The sequence below is a fragment of the Paenibacillus sp. FSL H7-0703 genome, assembly GCF_038003485.1.
GTDB lineage: Bacteria > Bacillota > Bacilli > Paenibacillales > Paenibacillaceae > Paenibacillus > Paenibacillus polymyxa_B.
Genome location: NZ_JBBOPF010000001.1, coordinates 1,587,686 through 1,603,854 on the forward strand (window position 1 = coordinate 1,587,686; position 16,169 = coordinate 1,603,854).

Annotated in this window: 15 protein-coding genes; 6 read left to right on the forward strand and 9 right to left on the reverse strand. The window is 47.0% G+C overall.

What is annotated here, in order from left to right:
• Positions 1-84: 84 nt before the first annotated feature.
• Positions 85-1,155, reverse strand: coding sequence for a sensor histidine kinase (locus tag MHB46_RS06625; RefSeq protein WP_341161900.1), 1,071 nt, complete (start codon positions 1,153-1,155; stop codon positions 85-87).
• A complete protein-coding gene (locus MHB46_RS06630; RefSeq protein WP_341161901.1) occupies positions 1,152-1,874 on the reverse strand; it encodes a response regulator transcription factor in 723 nt (240 codons plus the stop codon). Before MHB46_RS06630 ends, MHB46_RS06625 begins: the two co-directional genes overlap by 4 nt.
• A 164-nt stretch (positions 1,875-2,038) precedes the next feature.
• Here MHB46_RS06630 and yhbH point away from each other — a divergent pair, with 164 nt between their 5' ends.
• Positions 2,039-3,205 (forward strand): sporulation protein YhbH, encoded by a 1,167-nt coding sequence (gene yhbH, locus MHB46_RS06635; protein ID WP_023987828.1) that lies wholly within the window; start codon positions 2,039-2,041, stop codon positions 3,203-3,205.
• Positions 3,202-4,644, forward strand: a complete 1,443-nt coding sequence (locus tag MHB46_RS06640) for a SpoVR family protein (protein WP_341161902.1) — start codon at positions 3,202-3,204, stop codon at positions 4,642-4,644. Before yhbH ends, MHB46_RS06640 begins: the two co-directional genes overlap by 4 nt.
• A gap of 69 nt (positions 4,645-4,713) precedes the next feature.
• On the opposite strand, the gene MHB46_RS06645 is transcribed toward MHB46_RS06640, so the two are convergent.
• The 7 genes from MHB46_RS06645 to MHB46_RS06675 all read right to left on the reverse strand — a co-directional run bounded on the left by MHB46_RS06645 (position 4,714) and on the right by MHB46_RS06675 (position 12,430).
• Positions 4,714-5,895 carry a WD40 repeat domain-containing protein gene (locus tag MHB46_RS06645; RefSeq protein ID WP_341161903.1) on the reverse strand — a complete coding sequence of 394 codons (1,182 nt, stop codon included), beginning with the start codon at positions 5,893-5,895 and terminating at the stop codon, positions 4,714-4,716.
• 111 nt (positions 5,896-6,006) lie between these two features.
• Positions 6,007-7,605 carry a sensor histidine kinase gene (locus MHB46_RS06650; protein ID WP_341161904.1) on the reverse strand — a complete coding sequence of 533 codons (1,599 nt, stop codon included), beginning with the start codon at positions 7,603-7,605 and terminating at the stop codon, positions 6,007-6,009.
• Positions 7,602-8,288, reverse strand: coding sequence for a response regulator transcription factor (locus tag MHB46_RS06655; RefSeq protein WP_341161905.1), 687 nt, complete (start codon positions 8,286-8,288; stop codon positions 7,602-7,604). The genes MHB46_RS06650 and MHB46_RS06655 overlap by 4 nt, the downstream gene beginning before the upstream one ends.
• Before the next feature lie 33 nt (positions 8,289-8,321).
• Complete coding sequence (locus MHB46_RS06660) at positions 8,322-9,857, reverse strand: PucR family transcriptional regulator (protein ID WP_341161906.1); 1,536 nt, start codon at positions 9,855-9,857, stop codon at positions 8,322-8,324.
• Positions 9,858-10,115: 258 nt separating this feature from the next.
• The gene (locus tag MHB46_RS06665; RefSeq protein WP_322162719.1) at positions 10,116-10,742 is read right to left on the reverse strand and encodes an aspartate/glutamate racemase family protein; all 627 of its coding nucleotides are present in this window, start codon (positions 10,740-10,742) and stop codon (positions 10,116-10,118) included.
• Positions 10,743-10,758: 16 nt separating this feature from the next.
• Positions 10,759-11,709, reverse strand: coding sequence for an aminopeptidase (locus MHB46_RS06670; RefSeq protein WP_341161907.1), 951 nt, complete (start codon positions 11,707-11,709; stop codon positions 10,759-10,761).
• 25 nt (positions 11,710-11,734) lie between these two features.
• A complete protein-coding gene (locus MHB46_RS06675; protein WP_341161908.1) occupies positions 11,735-12,430 on the reverse strand; it encodes an AroM family protein in 696 nt (231 codons plus the stop codon).
• Between the two features lie 326 nt (positions 12,431-12,756).
• On the opposite strand from MHB46_RS06675, the gene MHB46_RS06680 reads away from it, so the two are divergent.
• From MHB46_RS06680 to MHB46_RS06695, 4 genes are all read left to right on the forward strand, one after another.
• Positions 12,757-13,458 carry a response regulator transcription factor gene (locus tag MHB46_RS06680; RefSeq protein ID WP_076294949.1) on the forward strand — a complete coding sequence of 234 codons (702 nt, stop codon included), beginning with the start codon at positions 12,757-12,759 and terminating at the stop codon, positions 13,456-13,458.
• Complete coding sequence (locus tag MHB46_RS06685) at positions 13,455-14,816, forward strand: sensor histidine kinase (RefSeq protein WP_341161909.1); 1,362 nt, start codon at positions 13,455-13,457, stop codon at positions 14,814-14,816. The genes MHB46_RS06680 and MHB46_RS06685 overlap by 4 nt, the downstream gene beginning before the upstream one ends.
• Positions 14,817-14,838: 22 nt before the next feature.
• Positions 14,839-15,432 (forward strand): PepSY domain-containing protein, encoded by a 594-nt coding sequence (locus MHB46_RS06690; protein WP_341161910.1) that lies wholly within the window; start codon positions 14,839-14,841, stop codon positions 15,430-15,432.
• 119 nt (positions 15,433-15,551) lie between these two features.
• Entirely contained in the window at positions 15,552-16,100 is a 549-nt protein-coding gene (locus MHB46_RS06695; RefSeq protein ID WP_341161911.1) for a PepSY domain-containing protein, read from the forward strand.
• Positions 16,101-16,169: the final 69 nt, after the last annotated feature.

A 16,169-nucleotide genomic window follows, 5' to 3' on the forward strand; every position in this document is an offset into this window, starting at 1 on the left:
AAAGTAAACATCAGGTAAACAGTCCCTAAACAACAGGCAAAAAAATCGAGCAAACTCCAAAATGTGAGGTTAGATGTTAAAAAGTTAGATATTTAGCGGCAGTGAAATCTCCATCCTTGTACCCGCTTTACTGCCTGGAAGGATATGAAGTGTTCCGTTATGCGCTTCAATAAAGCTTTTGGCAATAGGTATTCCATGCCCTTGGGAGTGAGATACCTGCATGAACTTATTGGGATTCATTCCTATTCCGTCATCTTCGATAGAAATATGAAGCTCATCGTTCGCTTTGTTTACTTCCATGGAAACGTGTGTACCTGGAGGATTATGAATGATTGCGTTAATCAAAAAATTCTGCAGCGCTCTGCCTAATAACTTGCTATCGAAGGACATAATACAAGCCGCCTCCATGGACGTAAAAGAAAATTCGTATTGCTCGGCCGAAGGATGGTTAGCAATATCTATGACCGCACTACGGAGAAACTCCACAATGTCCTCCTTCTCCAATTGGATTGGCAATGGACTTTCCTTAAGCTGCATAGAAGCATTCAAATCCTGAATCAACTGCTTCATTTCAGTCACTTTCTCACTGATACTCATACTAAAGCTTCTTCTTTCTTCATCAGACCAGTCATACTCTTGAGCAGTTAGCATGGCCGCATATCCCTCAATATAAGATAATGGTGTTTTGAGATCATGGCTTACACCTACTACCCACTGCTGCTTTCGTTTCTCTATTTCCACTCTCTCTTCCTCATTGCTGCGCAATTGTGCCGATAAGATGCTCATTTGTTCAAAAACTTCTTTATACAATTGATACGGAGGTTTATAACTATTTTTCTGATTCTTTTTGCCCTCCGGCAGTTCCAGTTCACTTAGCGGCGCTTGGAATTCCCCCGTCGCAATATTTCCAATCCATTTAATTACATACACCAAAGGTTTGCCTATATACCATCCGTAGGCAGCTATGAACACAACACTCTGCACGATACCAAGTCCTGTCCAGAATAGATCAATATTTATATTTTGAGATGCTCCAAATATACTTTTTATAAAAATATATAAGATCGTGCAAATAACAAAACATAGGACATAGGCCAGTACAAAGCATAACGTTACTTTCATAAAACGAAAGGACATCTTAACCAGAGAGTTCATTCTTGCTCCTCCATCTTGACTGACATCATCATTTTATAACCAAGTCCTCTTACATTGATTAAAAATTGGGGGTGCTTGGGATCAGGTTCAATTTTTTTCCGCAAACGGGAGATATGAATCACTACAGTCTTCTCATCACCCAAGTAGGCCTCGCTCCATATCGCCTCGTAAAGCTGCCGTACACTGAAAATACGATTAGGATGCTTGCACAAAAATACCAGCAGTAGCCATTCACGTGCCGGACACTCGACCTGCTTGTCCTCCACAAACAACACACCGGATTCCAGTTCCAGTCGGAAATATCCAAAATCTAAAGTTCGTAAGGTCGGTTTCATGGCCACTGTCGAAACTTTCCGATATTTCATTCGAGCCTTCATACGGGCAACGACTTCCAGTGGGTTAAACGGTTTGGTAATATAGTCATCCCCTCCGATACCAAACCCCATTAATTTGTCTAGGTCTGTATCCCTTGCCGTCAAAAAAAGAATAGGGGCATCCGTATATAGGCGCATTTGGCGACATACCTCAAACCCATCGTTATCAGGCAGCATAACATCAAGTACAATCACATCCACATGCGATTCCATCACGACTTGCAGCGCTTCCCAACCTGTTGCAGCATGCTTGACTTGAAGGAACCCTTCTTTTTTTAACACCGTTGTCAGCATATCCCGCAGTCCCTGCTCATCGTCTACTATAAGTACTTCAATTTCTTCCATAACCCAAGGTTCTCCATTCTTTTTTTACATTTTTTACTTTCATTATAAAAGCAAACGGGCAGAATTTAAATCGAGTTCCATCACATATCGTTCATCCCCGTGAATATACTTAATAACCAACAAGGCCAAACTGTGCCGTGTATCCACTTGGGGGGTGCCTAATAATGCCGGAACCACGCCAGCCATATTCATTCGTCGTATCCCGCGAAGATTGGTCGCTGCATCGCAAAGGGTACCAGGACCAGCAACGTCATCAGCAGAAGGTCAAAGATGTCATTAAGCAAAATCTACCCGATCTGATTACGGAAGAAAATATTATTATGTCGGACGGTCAACAGATTATCAAAGTGCCGATTCGCAGTCTGGATGAATATCGCTTCATTTATAACTATCAAAAGCAAAAGCATGTAGGCCAAGGAGATGGCGACAGTCAGGTGGGGGATGTCATTGGACGTGATCCTGCTTCCCAGAAGCCAGGTAAAGGTGAGAAAGCCGGCGACCAGCCGGGACACGATATTATGGAAACGGAAGTCAGCATAGAAGAACTGGAAGATATGCTGTTCGAGGAAATGGAATTGCCGAATTTACAGCAAAAAGACAAGGATCAAATTGAGGTTGAATCTATCGTGTTCAATGATATACGTAAAAAAGGCATGCAAGCGAACATTGACAAGAAACGAACCATTCTCGAAAATCTGCGCCGCAACGCCCGTGAGGGGAAACCGGGCATTCATCATATTAGTCCGGACGATCTTCGCTACAAAACATGGGAAGAGAAGACTATTCCCCAATCCAACGCGGTGATTATAGCCATGATGGACACATCAGGCTCGATGGGCTCTTTTGAAAAATATTGCGCTCGCAGCTTCTTTTTCTGGATGACCCGCTTTTTGCGCCGTCAGTATGAAAAGGTGGAAATTGTCTTTCTCGCGCATCATACCGAGGCTAAAGAGGTTACGGAGGAAGAATTTTTTACCCGCGGAGAAAGTGGCGGCACGATCTGCTCTTCGGCTTATCTGAAAGCACTAGAGATTATCGACAAACGATATCCTCCTTCCAGCTACAATATTTATCCCTTCCATTTCTCGGATGGCGATAACCTGACCTCGGACAATGAGCGGTGTGTGAAGCTAATCGAGGAACTTATAAAGCGGAGCAATATGTTCGGCTATGGAGAAGTGAATCAATATAATCGCAGCAGCACGCTGATGTCAGCCTACAAGAATATTAAAAAGGATCAGTTTATGTACTATGTCATCAAGGAAAAAGGTGAGGTATACCAAGCCTTACGTACCTTTTTTCGCAAACGGGAAGGGGGATCGGTGGGATGAGTACCGACCAGAAGGAGCTAGAATATGCGATATCAGAAATTATGGAGATTGCAGATGGCTTCGGGCTCGATTACTACCCGATGCGGTATGAAATTTGTCCGGCGGATATTGTATACACGTTCGGAGCCTATGGTATGCCCACGCGCTTCAGCCACTGGAGTTTTGGAAAAACATTTCACAAGATGAAAATGCAGTACGATTTTGGATTGAGCAAAATCTATGAGCTGGTCATTAACTCCAATCCCTGCTATGCCTTCCTGCTGGAAGGAAATTCTTTGGTGCAAAATAAACTGATTGTCGCCCATGTACTGGCACACTGTGATTTTTTCAAACACAACGCTCGCTTCTCAGCTTCTAATCGCAATATGGTAGAGAGTATGTCGGCCACAGCAGATCGAATCAACAGCTATGAAATGGAATACGGGTCAAAGGCTGTAGAATCCTTCATTGACTCTGTACTGGCGATACAAGAGCATGTGGATCCACAGATTATCAAACCAAGGCATCTGGATAAACAGCGCTATATGGAGCTCAAAATTCGGGAGCAGAAAGAACCCGGAAAACGCCAGCGTCCCCCTGGGCCTTACGATGATCTGTGGTCACTGGACACAGTGAAGCAACATGATCCCGCCGAGACCGAGGGCATCAAGGTACGCAAGTTCCCACCGGAACCTGAAAAAGATATCGTCTGGTTTATTCAGGAATTCTCGGAGGTACTGGAGGACTGGCAGCGGGATATTATGACGATGCTACGGGACGAAATGCTGTATTTCTGGCCCCAAATGGAGACCAAAATCATGAATGAAGGCTGGGCCTCCTATTGGCACCAGCGGATTGTAAGGGAACTGGATTTAACCGGGGAGGAAACCGTTGAATTTGCGATGCTGAACGCTTCTGTCGTACAGCCTTCCAAGCAAAGCCTGAACCCGTACTATTTGGGACTGAAAATATTTGAGGATATTGAAAAACGATGGGATAACCCAACCCGTGAGGAGCAAGAGCGACAAGGACGCAAACCGGGCGAAGGACGCGCTAAAATGTTCGAGGTACGAGAGTTCGACTCAGACACCTCTTTTATACGCAATTACATGACCAAGAAACTGACAGAGGATTTGGATCTGTACGTGTTTGAGAAACGGGGACCCGATTGGAAAATTACTGATAAATCCTGGGAAAACATACGGGATCAGCTTGTGTTTTCACGTGTGAATGGAGGCTCCCCTTATATCATCGTCGAGGATGGAGATTACCTGCATACGGGCGAGTTGAAGCTCAAGCACCAGTACGAAGGCATTGAATTAGATTTAAAATATATGGAGCGCACGCTTCCGTATGTATATCAGCTGTGGGGGCGCACCGTTCATTTGGAAACGATGATTGAGGGTAAGCTCGCCTTATTCTCATATGACGGTAAGAAGCATCATCGCAAGTTTGTATAGTCGTATAAAATCAATAGCCAGCCTACATTTAAAAAGGCGCATTCCGAACAAACGGATATGCGCCTTTTACTACTTTTCCTTAAATTCGACGATATAGCTTTGATTGAGCTGTTTTCCACCTTCCGAAATGTTCTGGTACATGGATAAAAACCGGGCGGATGGGCTCCATACCGTTGGGCTGTCATAGGATTGGATATCGGTCGTAACCGGAGTGGTTTTACCCGTGGACTGGTCAAACACATACAGCCCTCTCATGCCTTGCTGATCCTCATCATAAATGGAAAAAGCAAGCTTGGACCCGTCGCTGGACCAGCTTCCACGACTCATTAAAGTACCTTGACCGACGATTCCTTTCTCTTTGCCCTGTTCATCCAAAATGATCATACGGGCTGGTTCGGATGTATTCCATTTCCGCTTTTCAATGGCAATAGACTTACCGTCAGGCGACACGGCAAAGGACATGGCACCCTCTGCAATGGTCACAGCCTGAGGATGATTGAGGGTGAACCGATTCAGCACCGGATACCCTTGTTTATCACTGCCTGTATAAAATATGGCGTTACCCACTTTTTCGACATGAGACATCAATTCAGAGCGATTCGGATCTTGAAAACTCAATTCTTTAGCTTTGCCGTCCAGACCAATCAGCTGGATTTTACCATCCGGTGTGCCTGTAATGAGATCATTCTCATCGCTCCAGCTCACTTCGTTAGTCATTTCCAGCTTGCCAATCGGTGTAATCTTACCACTGCTTAGTTCCAAAATGTAGCCCTGAATATCATATTTGCTGCTGGTGCTACCTTCAGTAAAAAAGACATGGCGCTGATCCGGTGATACCACAGCAAGTAACTGTGGAGCCTTACGACCTGGTGTTAAAATCCGCTCCTTGTCTGTCTCTACATTATGAATCCACAGCTGGGTTTTACGCTCGACAATCAGCTCTTCGTCGCTCAGCCAAGACCTCGCGTAGACATCCCCCAGTCTGTCGATAGACGACACCACCAGCTCGTCCGTTACCTGCTGCCGGGCTGCATCCGTGTCAATCACAGTAAGCTGCTGACCCGGCTTCATACCGGATGCTGGATTTGTCTCTCCTGCGTTCTTCATGCCGCAACCGCTGAGCAATCCCCCCACGATCAAGCCGGTCATGAGCACCCGCGTGGCTTTCTGTCTGAGAAACCTTGTGCGGGAACCTTCGCGATGAGAGGAGCCGTTCTTTTGCCCAAAGCTGTCTATGTTTCTCTTTATCATGTACAACGGCCTCCTTGTTAACGATACCCCCAGTTTAATAGCCGAACATCTCATGAATACATCGAATTGTTTCCAAATTGTAAACAAAACATCATTCTATCTAGCCCTGTGCTAACAATCGGCCGTTAACAGGGAGCCATCGTGAACCAAGAGGGGGAGTCTAAGCGAAAATTCATTCCCACTTACATTCGTATGGCCGTTGCCATTTTCCAACCCACTATGATCTGAAGCTGTAAGCTGCAACTCTCCCCCCATACGCTCTGCCAGTCTGCGTGCCAGAGGAAGACCGAGTCCCGTACCGCTGTCCTGACGAGAACGATCACGGCTTAAGGTAGCGAACGGCTCAAAAATCATGTCCCATTTCTCCCTGGGAATCCATGGACCGGAATTACGTATATACACCATCACAGTGTCCTGTTCTACCCGATTCGATAACGTAATCCATCCACCATCCCGATTGTACTTCACTGCATTATCTAGCAAATTCAATATAATATGCATCAGATGCTTAGGGTCTCCCCACACCTGGGTAGGAACGGTATCTATTGAAAAATTCAGTCCACGCGCCGCCGCTTTCCCTCGAATACGGCTCCCCGCATCTTCCAGTAACGAATGCAGTTCCACAGCCTCCGTATGCAATTCAAAATCATATTTATCCAGCACAGATAGCCGCAGCGAGTCCTCGACAAGCTCGTATAGCCGTTTTGTTTCCTTACTGATACTTTCTCTTGCTTCACGCAGCAGTTCAGGGTCGTCCCCATACATATCCAGTAAATCAGCATAAGCTTGAATAGAGGTTAATGGGGTCTTTAGTTCATGGCTTATATTTCCAATAAAAGATTTTTGCTGCTGCTCTAGCTCTCTCAAGCGCTGAACCGCTTCTTCCAGCCGGAGCTTTTCGTTTTCCAGCGCGGTAATGCTCTTCCGGATCACATGACTCATCTGGAGTATTCCTTCATCCAGTCTTCCCAGTTCATCCTGCCGCCGCAGCAGTCTGGCTTCTGGATAATGCCCTGCCGATATCTGTTCGGAAGCCCGAGTCAGTCGTCCGATGTCTCTCGTCTGGCGGCTGACATACCCTAAGCCCAAAATAAAGCTCAATACCAGCACCGCACCCCCCGTCCATAGAAACAAGTGGGCAATGGCCCGGTAGAACTGCTGCTGCGCTTCTGTTGAGCTGTGAAGCTGTACCACTCCCAGTAAGCCGTCTGGACCTTGAAGCGGAGCCAAATAAGTGATTGCGCTTCCTTCCGTAATATACGCAATTTTGCCTTGGATCGCATAGGAGAGCGCCTGGCTGACATCTGTTCTAAAAGCCAGCGGTAGAGAATTGCCAACCTCATGCCCCTGACCATCATATAAAATAACACGCATATTACTGGATACGCCCAGTTCCACTGCGAGTTGAGGTGCCTGCTTCTTCATAAAGTCTTCCGGTGATTGGCGCACTCCCAACAGGTAAGACTGTTTTACACGCATTTCTACAATTTCGGCCTGACGCTTTAAGCTGCGTTCCATTTGATCTGTCTGGTTAGCGCGAATACCAGTAAGCACGAGCCAGCTCAGCACACCCACAGTAAACAGCAGCAAAGCCGCCAGTACCAGCGGAAATTTCCAACGCAGGCTCAAGCCTGTAGGTTTGCGTTTGCGCTTCTGTTGGTCGGTGGACCGCAAGCTTCCTTGCTGATGGAGTGAATGATGTTCGTTCACGTCATTCTCTCTGCCTTATAGCCGATACCATACACGGTCTGCAATATCGCCTGGTGTGGCTCAAGCTTCTTGCGCAAACGCTGGATATGAATATCCACCGTACGCGTTCCGCCCACATAATCGAAGCTCCATACCTGCTCCAGCAGCTCGTCCCGTGTATATACCCTCCCGGCATGAGACACCAACAGCGCCAGCACATCAAACTCCTTGGGGGTCAGATCCAGCGCTATGGCTCCAAGTTCAGCTGTTCGGCTGGACGGACGTACCCGTAATGGGCCGAGGACCACTTCTGTTCCTTCCGGGGCAGGCGCTCCTTCTCGCTCCAGTCTCCGTACCAATGCTTTAATACGAGCGAGCAGCTCCCTCAGGTCAAACGGTTTGCTCATAAAATCGTCCGCACCCAGCTCCAGCCCGAGTACCTTATCAACGATATCGTTTTTGGCCGTCAGCAGTAAAATACCGATGCCCTTCCGATTTTCCAAACGGCGGCACACCTCATATCCACCCAGTTTGGGCATCATCACATCCAGTATGAGCACATCTGGATGGAACAAACGCACTTTTTCCAAGGCGTCCTCCCCGTCAACGGCTGTTTCCACCAAAAAACCCTCTCGCTTTAATGCATACGCCAGCGCATTTCGAATGCTCGCCTCATCGTCCGCTATCAGTATTTTTTTATCCATGTCCTGCCCTCCCTGCATAAAAAAACGTTCCAGCTACCTATGTTCTCGCAAATAATAATGAATCAGACATGTATGGCATATAAACTGCTCACGTGGATCGTTAAGATCAAAATCCGTCATATCACGTATTCGTTCCAATCTGTATTTTACTGAGTTACGATGTATAAAAAGATAATTGGCTGTATCTACCAGACTACCCCTGTTTTCCAAATAATAAAATAACGTTTTGAGTAAGTCACTGCCATGTGAGCGATCATATTGCTGAAGTCTCCCCAGCTTGCGTTCAAACACATTTGAAAATTCCTCTTTGTCCATCGCTTCTCCAAGCATATAGTGCAACTCTATATCGCTGTATTTGCATACACGTTGATCAGGATACAGCCGCTGGGCTACAGTAATGGCACGACGTGCTTCATTGTAGCTTTGCAGCAGCTCCCATAACTTTTTGGCACTTCCGATGCCTAAATAATAATCGGCGGTACCCCAGGCCTTTTCAGTCGACCAGTTTTTCAGCGTATCACTCCAGGACATTTCCTGATCAGAGCCAGGTACGTTCTGGTGATCATTCGGCTGAAGAATTGGCAGAAATAATATCGCACGATTTGAACGAAACTCAATATGAGACACCACACGCCGTCGGGTCGATTCCGTACTCAATAACCCAGAAAGAATCTCTTCTGGCGGAGCCGCAGCACTTTCCAGTACAGCCACCTCCCAGTCATATTCCGGGTTAAATCCCAATTGACGACCTCTCCGCTCAACCTCATGCCGCAACGGCAACGGAGGTGTCATTAGCTCATCTATAAAGTTCCCCCGTAGTCGGCTTTCCGTATCTTCTACCGCCTTTTCACGCATGAGTTCCAACGCCATCACCAGCCGTGCCTGCTCAATACCAACCTGCTCCATATCATCCAGCTCATTGCGGGCAATGACCAACTTGGCAACTGTACGTTTATCTACGCTAATGGGAAAATGACGAGCACCTTGTACCATCGTCCAGTCCCATTCTTGTGGTGAAGTGACAATGGCTTGACCTCCATTATCAATCAAAGCAACCGGAGCTTTAAAAAGCTCTGCTATATTATCACTTACAGCCTGTATGCCACTGTTCTCCAGCACCATCGTCGTTAACGTTCGATAGATTTCTTCCGAACGTCGCAGCAGCTCTGCCTGTCGGTTCAACACCATATCCATGACACGCTGCGTAATATCCGTATAGGGAATATCGGCTGGAATCTCAATCACAGGAAGGCCGCAGGCATTGCTTTCTTCCAGCGCACTGTGGGGAATTCCCGTGAGAAAGCGGGTAGGCTTGATCACAAGCGCCGCCGCTCCGCCCTGATGCAGTAATTGAATAATTTGGCACAATACCTCAGGCTCATGACGGATCGAATAAGCCGTTGTCATCAACAATACACCTTCCCGTACCCAGCCTTTCAGGTCAGGGACTTCCATAATGTCAATAAACCGGACAACCCGGCTTAGCCCCTGTTCTCCGCTTAATACCTTCGCCTCCTTCAACACGGGTATTGCCATGAGCTCTTGAACTGTTACACCCGGTATTTTCATAAAGACAGACCACCCTGCTATTTATTTTGCAAAATCCTTACTTCATCTAATTTTCAGGATAGTGTACCAAAAAAGTGTACAAAACAAAACCTTTTACCGCTTGGTCAAGTCTATCCACACCAGCCCATTCCTATCTTTAGGAGCTCAATGGAACCTAAATAAACCGCCCTTTTCTGGAAAAGGCGGCTTATTTTAATATTCAACTATTTATAATGAGGTTTAAGAACTATCCTGCTTGTTCTCCACACGAAGCAACTGCTAGCGTACCGACACGGCTGCACCCAACGCCACAATCGGATCAATAGCCCGAATACCCAGTGTACGCTCCAGCTCTGGCGCAAAGTTCATCGTTACAAAACCTGTGCAGGCAAGTACGATTACCTCAGCTCCCTTCTCCTGAAGCCGCAACGCTGCTGCCATAGCCGCCTCTTTACCTTGTGGAGTGTTCAAGTCCAGTGTCGTCTGCACACCTATGGGACGCTCTGTACCGATATAGGAATTGCCCAAAATGTGGCGAATCAGCGGCGGAGCCTCCTCCAAAATGGTCAGCACGCCTACACGGCTGGCCGATGTCAGAGCCAAGAGTGCCGCACAAGACCCCGCCCCGTATACAGGTACAGATACAGCTTGACGAGTTTCCTCTAGCGCCGGATCAGCCGCGCAGCTAATACCGATAGACGTACAGCCTTGTTCAACGAGTTGTTGCGCCGCAAGCACAATTTTAGGCACCGCTTCCCGGTCTGTGATATCATCGTAGATTCCTTTCGGCTGATCAGGGATACATACACTGGTGACAGGCAGCCCGTAGCGCTGCTCAATGACCCGGCCGTGAAGGTCGATAGCTGCTTTGTCCTGCATGGTAAGCACTCTGATCATTCCAAGCATGATAACTTCCTCCCTTTTATCTCTCTAGCAACTGACCAGCCTTCATCATCAGACGATCATCCAGATATACATCCGGTTTTTGTACGACTCCGTCAATATGTACACCCGCAGCGACAGTTCCCCCGAAGGTATTATTGCTGCCAAAAGCGACATGAATCGTGCCATATACTTTCTCGTCCTCTAATACAACACCTGTAATGCGGGCTTTATCATTCGTTCCAATACCAAATTCGGCCAGCATTCTACCATCGCCTTCACCGAGCATATCCAGCAGGGACTGTCCGGCTTCCCCTTCTGCGGCGATCAATCTGCCATTTTGCACCGTCAGCAGCAGCGGCTCTTTTAAGGCACCGATTCCCGCTATAGAACCGTCCACCACAATCTGACCCTGTGCCGTTCCTTCTAGCGGAGCAATATACGCTTCACCGGAAGGCAGGTTGCCCGATTCGCCAGGATTCAAATACATACCTGTGCTGGGAACGCCGTTGCGCCCTTCTATGGTAAAGTTCAAGCTATATCCATCCTTTTCAATCCGTACCTGCTTGGCAGCAGTCAGCAATGCGGTTACCTCTTCGGTCAGCGCCTTGACCTTCGGATAATCAGCAGCGATTGCTCCATTCATGAACATATCGTCTGTCATGCCAGGCATGGTCGCCAGGCGTGCTCCAGCAGCTGCGGCCTGCTTACGGGCACTTGTATGTGTCAGCGAATACCGGGTGACACACACAACAACGTTGGAGCGAAGCATGGCTTCGGCAACAGGGGCCGGTGGCTCCTCGCCCGATTTGGAACGAACCTTCATCGTCAAAATAGCTGCTTCTGCCCCCAGTGCCTTGCCAGCCTCATATATGGACTCGCCCAATTCTTTTTTATCATCGTCGGTTACGACCAGAAGCGTCTCCCCAGCGGTAAGTCCCAAACATTTTTGCAATACATTTTTACTGATTTCAATACGTTGTTGACTCATAGTTCTTACCTCCAATTTTAGCTCCTTACACCATTTCCGATACCAGTTTGCCAATCAAGGCATTGGACAATACAACGGGAATCCCTGAGTAATGCGCCGCCAGCTCTCGATGCGTTTCCGTATAGCCCATGCAATCCAGCACGATCAGATCGGCTTGATTCTTGAATTGTCCGGCTGCTCGGCAAAATTCTTCCTCACTGCCACTGTAAGGCGAGACCGCCGCAAACTCTGGATTCAATCCATAAGGACTGAATTTAAGCTTGAGGTTATTCTTCTGTTCTTCGAGCGGTCCAATGAGACCCAGTCTTCTTCCGCTGGACATGGCCTTTAGTACAGGAGGAAGCACTTGATCTGGCTCAATTAGAAAAGCTCTTTGGGTATGTAATCCAGGAAACACACCGGTACAGAGTAGCAAAATCGTACGTATGCCTTGCTCCTCCAAATGTGTGATTTTTTCCTGGAGCAGCGGCTGGATTTTTTCGCGTGAAATGACCACCGACTCCCCGGTCGTCAAGCGCGAGGTTAAAACATATTCTCCCGGTGACGGTGATAGATGCTGTTGTATATAGTCCAATGAGAGCCCATCCAGCGCACCGGCCTGTACCAGCTCTGCCCGTCCTTCCAACGCCCTTTCTACGATAGGGGCCACATCTGACCGAGGAGCTTGCCCAATCGTAATCATACCAAGCTTATGCATTTTGAACCCCTGCTTTCGCTTCATTTTATTTTACGCTCCTGGCGACAAAGGGCAAGCCCGCGGTCTGCCCTTATTTCGGTTCTGGTGAATAGTTTTAACTTATATTACTGCAACTTTCCTAACATAAACAATGTTCATTCTGACCAAAACAAAGGCTTATTTGTTGTGCATAAAGGATAAAAAAACAAAATCATAGCGCTATCATTACATTTTACCCCTTTTTAGTGTCAAGAAATATAACGCAGTATAAATATCTCTTCCCTCACTGCCCTGCGCTTTGAAGTGTCTTACGTGTCCGTATATGCTAAAATACTTCCGTATCGGCTATTCGCCTACAGGAGGGCATGATCATGAAACAATCTATTTTGATCGTAGAAGACGAAGAAAAGATTGCCCGGCTTCTAGAGATCGAACTTCAATTTGAAGGCTATCAAGTATGTAAAGAAAAAAACGGAATTGATGGGCTGGAGACGTATTGCAAAGGCAATTGGGACCTAGTGTTGTTGGATATTATGATTCCCGGTCTCAATGGCATCGAGCTACTTCGGAGGATTCGCAAGCATGATGCGAACGTTCCTGTCATTTTGCTGACGGCTAAAAGTTCCATTGCAGATAAGGTCGAGGGACTCGATTTGGGAGCCAATGATTATGTTACCAAACCGTTTGTGATCGAAGAGCTGCTTGCACGTGTACGGGCCGCACTCAGAGTGGGTGCAACGAAAGACATGGCTCCACAAGTGGTAGATAAATGGCTTAGTGCCGGGGATTTACGTCTCCATGAAGGTACTCGTGAAGTTCTTCGGGGAGAGCACAACATTGAGCTTACACCGCGAGAGTTTGACTTGCTCGTTCATTTACTCAGACACCAGCGGCAGGTACTTAGCCGTGAACAATTACTGGAGAATGTATGGGGCATAGATTATATGGGCGATACCAATGTGGTCGATGTGTATATTCGCTACGTGCGCAATAAAATCGACCCTACGCGCCAGCTCCCTGAGCTGATCCATACTGTACGCGGAATTGGTTATGTTCTGAAGGAATCTTTATGAAGCTACAAAACAAAATCCATACGTATACCTCGTTATTATTCGGGATTTTACTTGTGGCCATTAACTTCTCAGTCTATTTCCTATTCAGCCAACTTTCGATAGACAGTCGAAAAGACCAGGTAGAGGCCGCAGCAGAAAACATGATTCGTGGGATTCAACGTGCTCCGGTATCCGTAGCCGCTGAGGATCTTCTCCGAGCCTATGTACCGCTGGATGGCATGCTTCGGCTAATGAAACCAGAAGGCGACTTTCTTCCCCCTATCACCTCTTCTTCCGAGCAATCTCTTAGCTTGATGAAGGGCGTTTTTGATGAAACACGGCAGGTTCGCATCATTACCTATGAAAGCAACCGTTACATTCTTGTATCGCTCCCCATGATTTGGACCAATGGCGAGGTTGTCAATCTCCAGGTGACCGAAAGTCTGCAACCGACGATGCAGACGCTACAGGTACTCAGAATCGTACTTGTTGCTGTCACTGGAATTGCGCTCATTCCTGTCGTGGTATCGGGAAGACTGCTCGGCAGACTGATTACACGTCCAATTACATCTATGATTAGCACGATGAAAGAAATTCAGCGCAGCGGGAAATTTAAACGTCTTCCGCTCCATTCATCATCACGCGACGAACTGGTCGAAATGGGTGAAACATTTAATGACATGATTGAACTGCTAGAGCGAAATTTCGTCAGGCAAGAACAATTTGTATCTAATGCGTCCCATGAATTGAAGACGCCGCTCACCATTATTGAAAGTTATGCCAGCCTGCTCAAACGACGGGGGTTGCAGCATCCCAAGATTTTTGCCGAATCCGTTGAAGCGATCCATTCCGAGGCGATCCGAATGAAGGACATGGCAGAGCAGCTTCTTCTGTTAGCCAGAAACGAAGAACAGTGGAATGTCGTGCTGGAGCCTGTACGCCTGACCAGAATAGCGACAGAATTAAAGGCTACATTTGAAAATGCGTTCGCCCGACAAATTCAACTGGATGTACAGGCAGACTGCATTGGCTATACCGATGAAAATAAGCTGAAGCAGCTCCTATTTATCTTTTTGGATAATGCACGCAAATACAGTGACGAGCCGATACACCTGATGATTGATACGATAGGCGATACAGTTCAACCCCGCATAAGAATCACAGATCAAGGAATTGGAATCCCGGAAGAAAAGTTATCTAAAGTATTCGACCGCTTCTATCGTGTGGATGAAGCCAGAAGCCGCGAGGAAGGTGGGACTGGACTAGGCTTATCATTGGCTACAGGAATTGCACAAGCTATACATGCTCAAATTGGGCTAGAAAGTGTAGAGGGGAGCGGAACAACGGCAACGATCATCCTCCCTACCGTTCCAAAATAATAAGCCAAAGGAGGGAATAACGATGAAAGCCATCTATGTGTGGATGATTGGGGGTACGCTGGCGGCTGTATTGATTACAATTTGTCTTTTACAGTGGCCTTGGGCACGGTCGTTAGCAGCTTCTCCATTGGAAGAAAAGGCCGTCATCCAATCCGTTTTGCATCAGTATCCCGGCGAGGTGCTCGAATCCCAACGCTTGGGTGATTTTTATCTGATCAGGCTGGAACGCGCCAAAGGGAAGTACGATATAAAAGCCAATGCCTATGACGGTGTCATCGACTCCATTAAGCGGACACAGGCTTATACAGATGTGAAGCATGAGCCCCAAGACCACAATCCCGGTAACTCACCAACCAGAGACACATCGAATCCAGCTAATAAACCTGACCCGGTTTCTCTCGTTATTACAGAGAAAGAAGCAGCCAAGCTTGCTGCCAAAGCAGTTAACGGAACATCCGATGATATTGAGCTTCACCGCAACGACAAAGGCCTCTATTATCTGGTTGAGGTTGAGGTGAAAAATGGGCGTGAAGCAGTGGTACAGATCAATGCAGTATCGGGCTCTATCGACTCTATAACGTGGGAAAAAGCAAAACAGGAGCACGACGAATCATGACGACTTCATGATCATCTCAGCTCATGTTTTCTCATGGTTTTCTCATGATTCTATTATGTTCCTCTCATGTTTAAGAGATAAGCTGTATTCATGCTTATAGCACAAGGAGGAACAATGTAATGAAAAAAAACTATACATTAGGAATTATGGCAGCTACGGTTCTGCTTGGAGTTACGGTTACGGGTGTCTCAGCGAATGCCGTATGGGCCGCTAAACCTACGGGCCTTATTGGAGCGACCGCCGCTGCCAACATTGCCAAGAAGGCTGTGGGGAATAATGCACAAGTTGAAGATATCGAACTGGAGCGCAAGAACGGAAAAGTCTACTATGAGGTGGATCTCCAGCAAGGGGATAAAGATTGGGATATAGATATTGATGCTCATACCGGGAAAACCATCCGTTCCCATTCTGAGCTTGATCATGACTCTAATAACGAGTCCTCCCTTAACAAGCCAAATCACATCACCCTGACTGAAAAGCAGGCTGGACAAATCGCGCTTAAGCACGTGCCCGGGAGTACCCTTTTGTCTTCTAAATTGGATAAGGAAGATGGACAATTCATCTACGAGGTAAAGGTACTCACCAACGAAGGAACCGTTGAGCTTGATATCCATGCATCATCTGGCGCAATCGTGGATACAGACGATGATGATGACAACGAATATTAATTACCCAGGTCATAATTAGGGTAACTAAATACAGAGCTAATTAAAACGGAGCAGCGAACTTTCGCTGCT

Excerpts from the sequence above, each read along its gene's own strand:
- MHB46_RS06680 (WP_076294949.1), top strand. The coding sequence starts at position 12,757 with ATGAAACAATCTATTTTGATCGTAGAAGACGAAGAAAAGATTGCCCGG.
- MHB46_RS06695 (WP_341161911.1), top strand. The coding sequence starts at position 15,552 with ATGAAAAAAAACTATACATTAGGAATTATGGCAGCTACGGTTCTGCTT.
- MHB46_RS06630 (WP_341161901.1), bottom strand. The coding sequence starts at position 1,874 with ATGGAAGAAATTGAAGTACTTATAGTAGACGATGAGCAGGGACTGCGG.
- MHB46_RS06655 (WP_341161905.1), bottom strand. The coding sequence starts at position 8,288 with ATGGATAAAAAAATACTGATAGCGGACGATGAGGCGAGCATTCGAAAT.
- MHB46_RS06640 (WP_341161902.1), top strand. The coding sequence starts at position 3,202 with ATGAGTACCGACCAGAAGGAGCTAGAATATGCGATATCAGAAATTATG.
- yhbH (WP_023987828.1), top strand. The coding sequence starts at position 2,039 with ATGCCGGAACCACGCCAGCCATATTCATTCGTCGTATCCCGCGAAGAT.
- MHB46_RS06690 (WP_341161910.1), top strand. The coding sequence starts at position 14,839 with ATGAAAGCCATCTATGTGTGGATGATTGGGGGTACGCTGGCGGCTGTA.
- MHB46_RS06625 (WP_341161900.1), bottom strand. The coding sequence starts at position 1,155 with ATGAACTCTCTGGTTAAGATGTCCTTTCGTTTTATGAAAGTAACGTTA.
- MHB46_RS06665 (WP_322162719.1), bottom strand. The coding sequence starts at position 10,742 with ATGCTTGGAATGATCAGAGTGCTTACCATGCAGGACAAAGCAGCTATC.
- MHB46_RS06685 (WP_341161909.1), top strand. The coding sequence starts at position 13,455 with ATGAAGCTACAAAACAAAATCCATACGTATACCTCGTTATTATTCGGG.
- MHB46_RS06675 (WP_341161908.1), bottom strand. The coding sequence starts at position 12,430 with ATGAAGCGAAAGCAGGGGTTCAAAATGCATAAGCTTGGTATGATTACG.
- MHB46_RS06670 (WP_341161907.1), bottom strand. The coding sequence starts at position 11,709 with ATGAGTCAACAACGTATTGAAATCAGTAAAAATGTATTGCAAAAATGT.
- MHB46_RS06660 (WP_341161906.1), bottom strand. The coding sequence starts at position 9,857 with ATGAAAATACCGGGTGTAACAGTTCAAGAGCTCATGGCAATACCCGTG.
- MHB46_RS06645 (WP_341161903.1), bottom strand. The coding sequence starts at position 5,895 with ATGATAAAGAGAAACATAGACAGCTTTGGGCAAAAGAACGGCTCCTCT.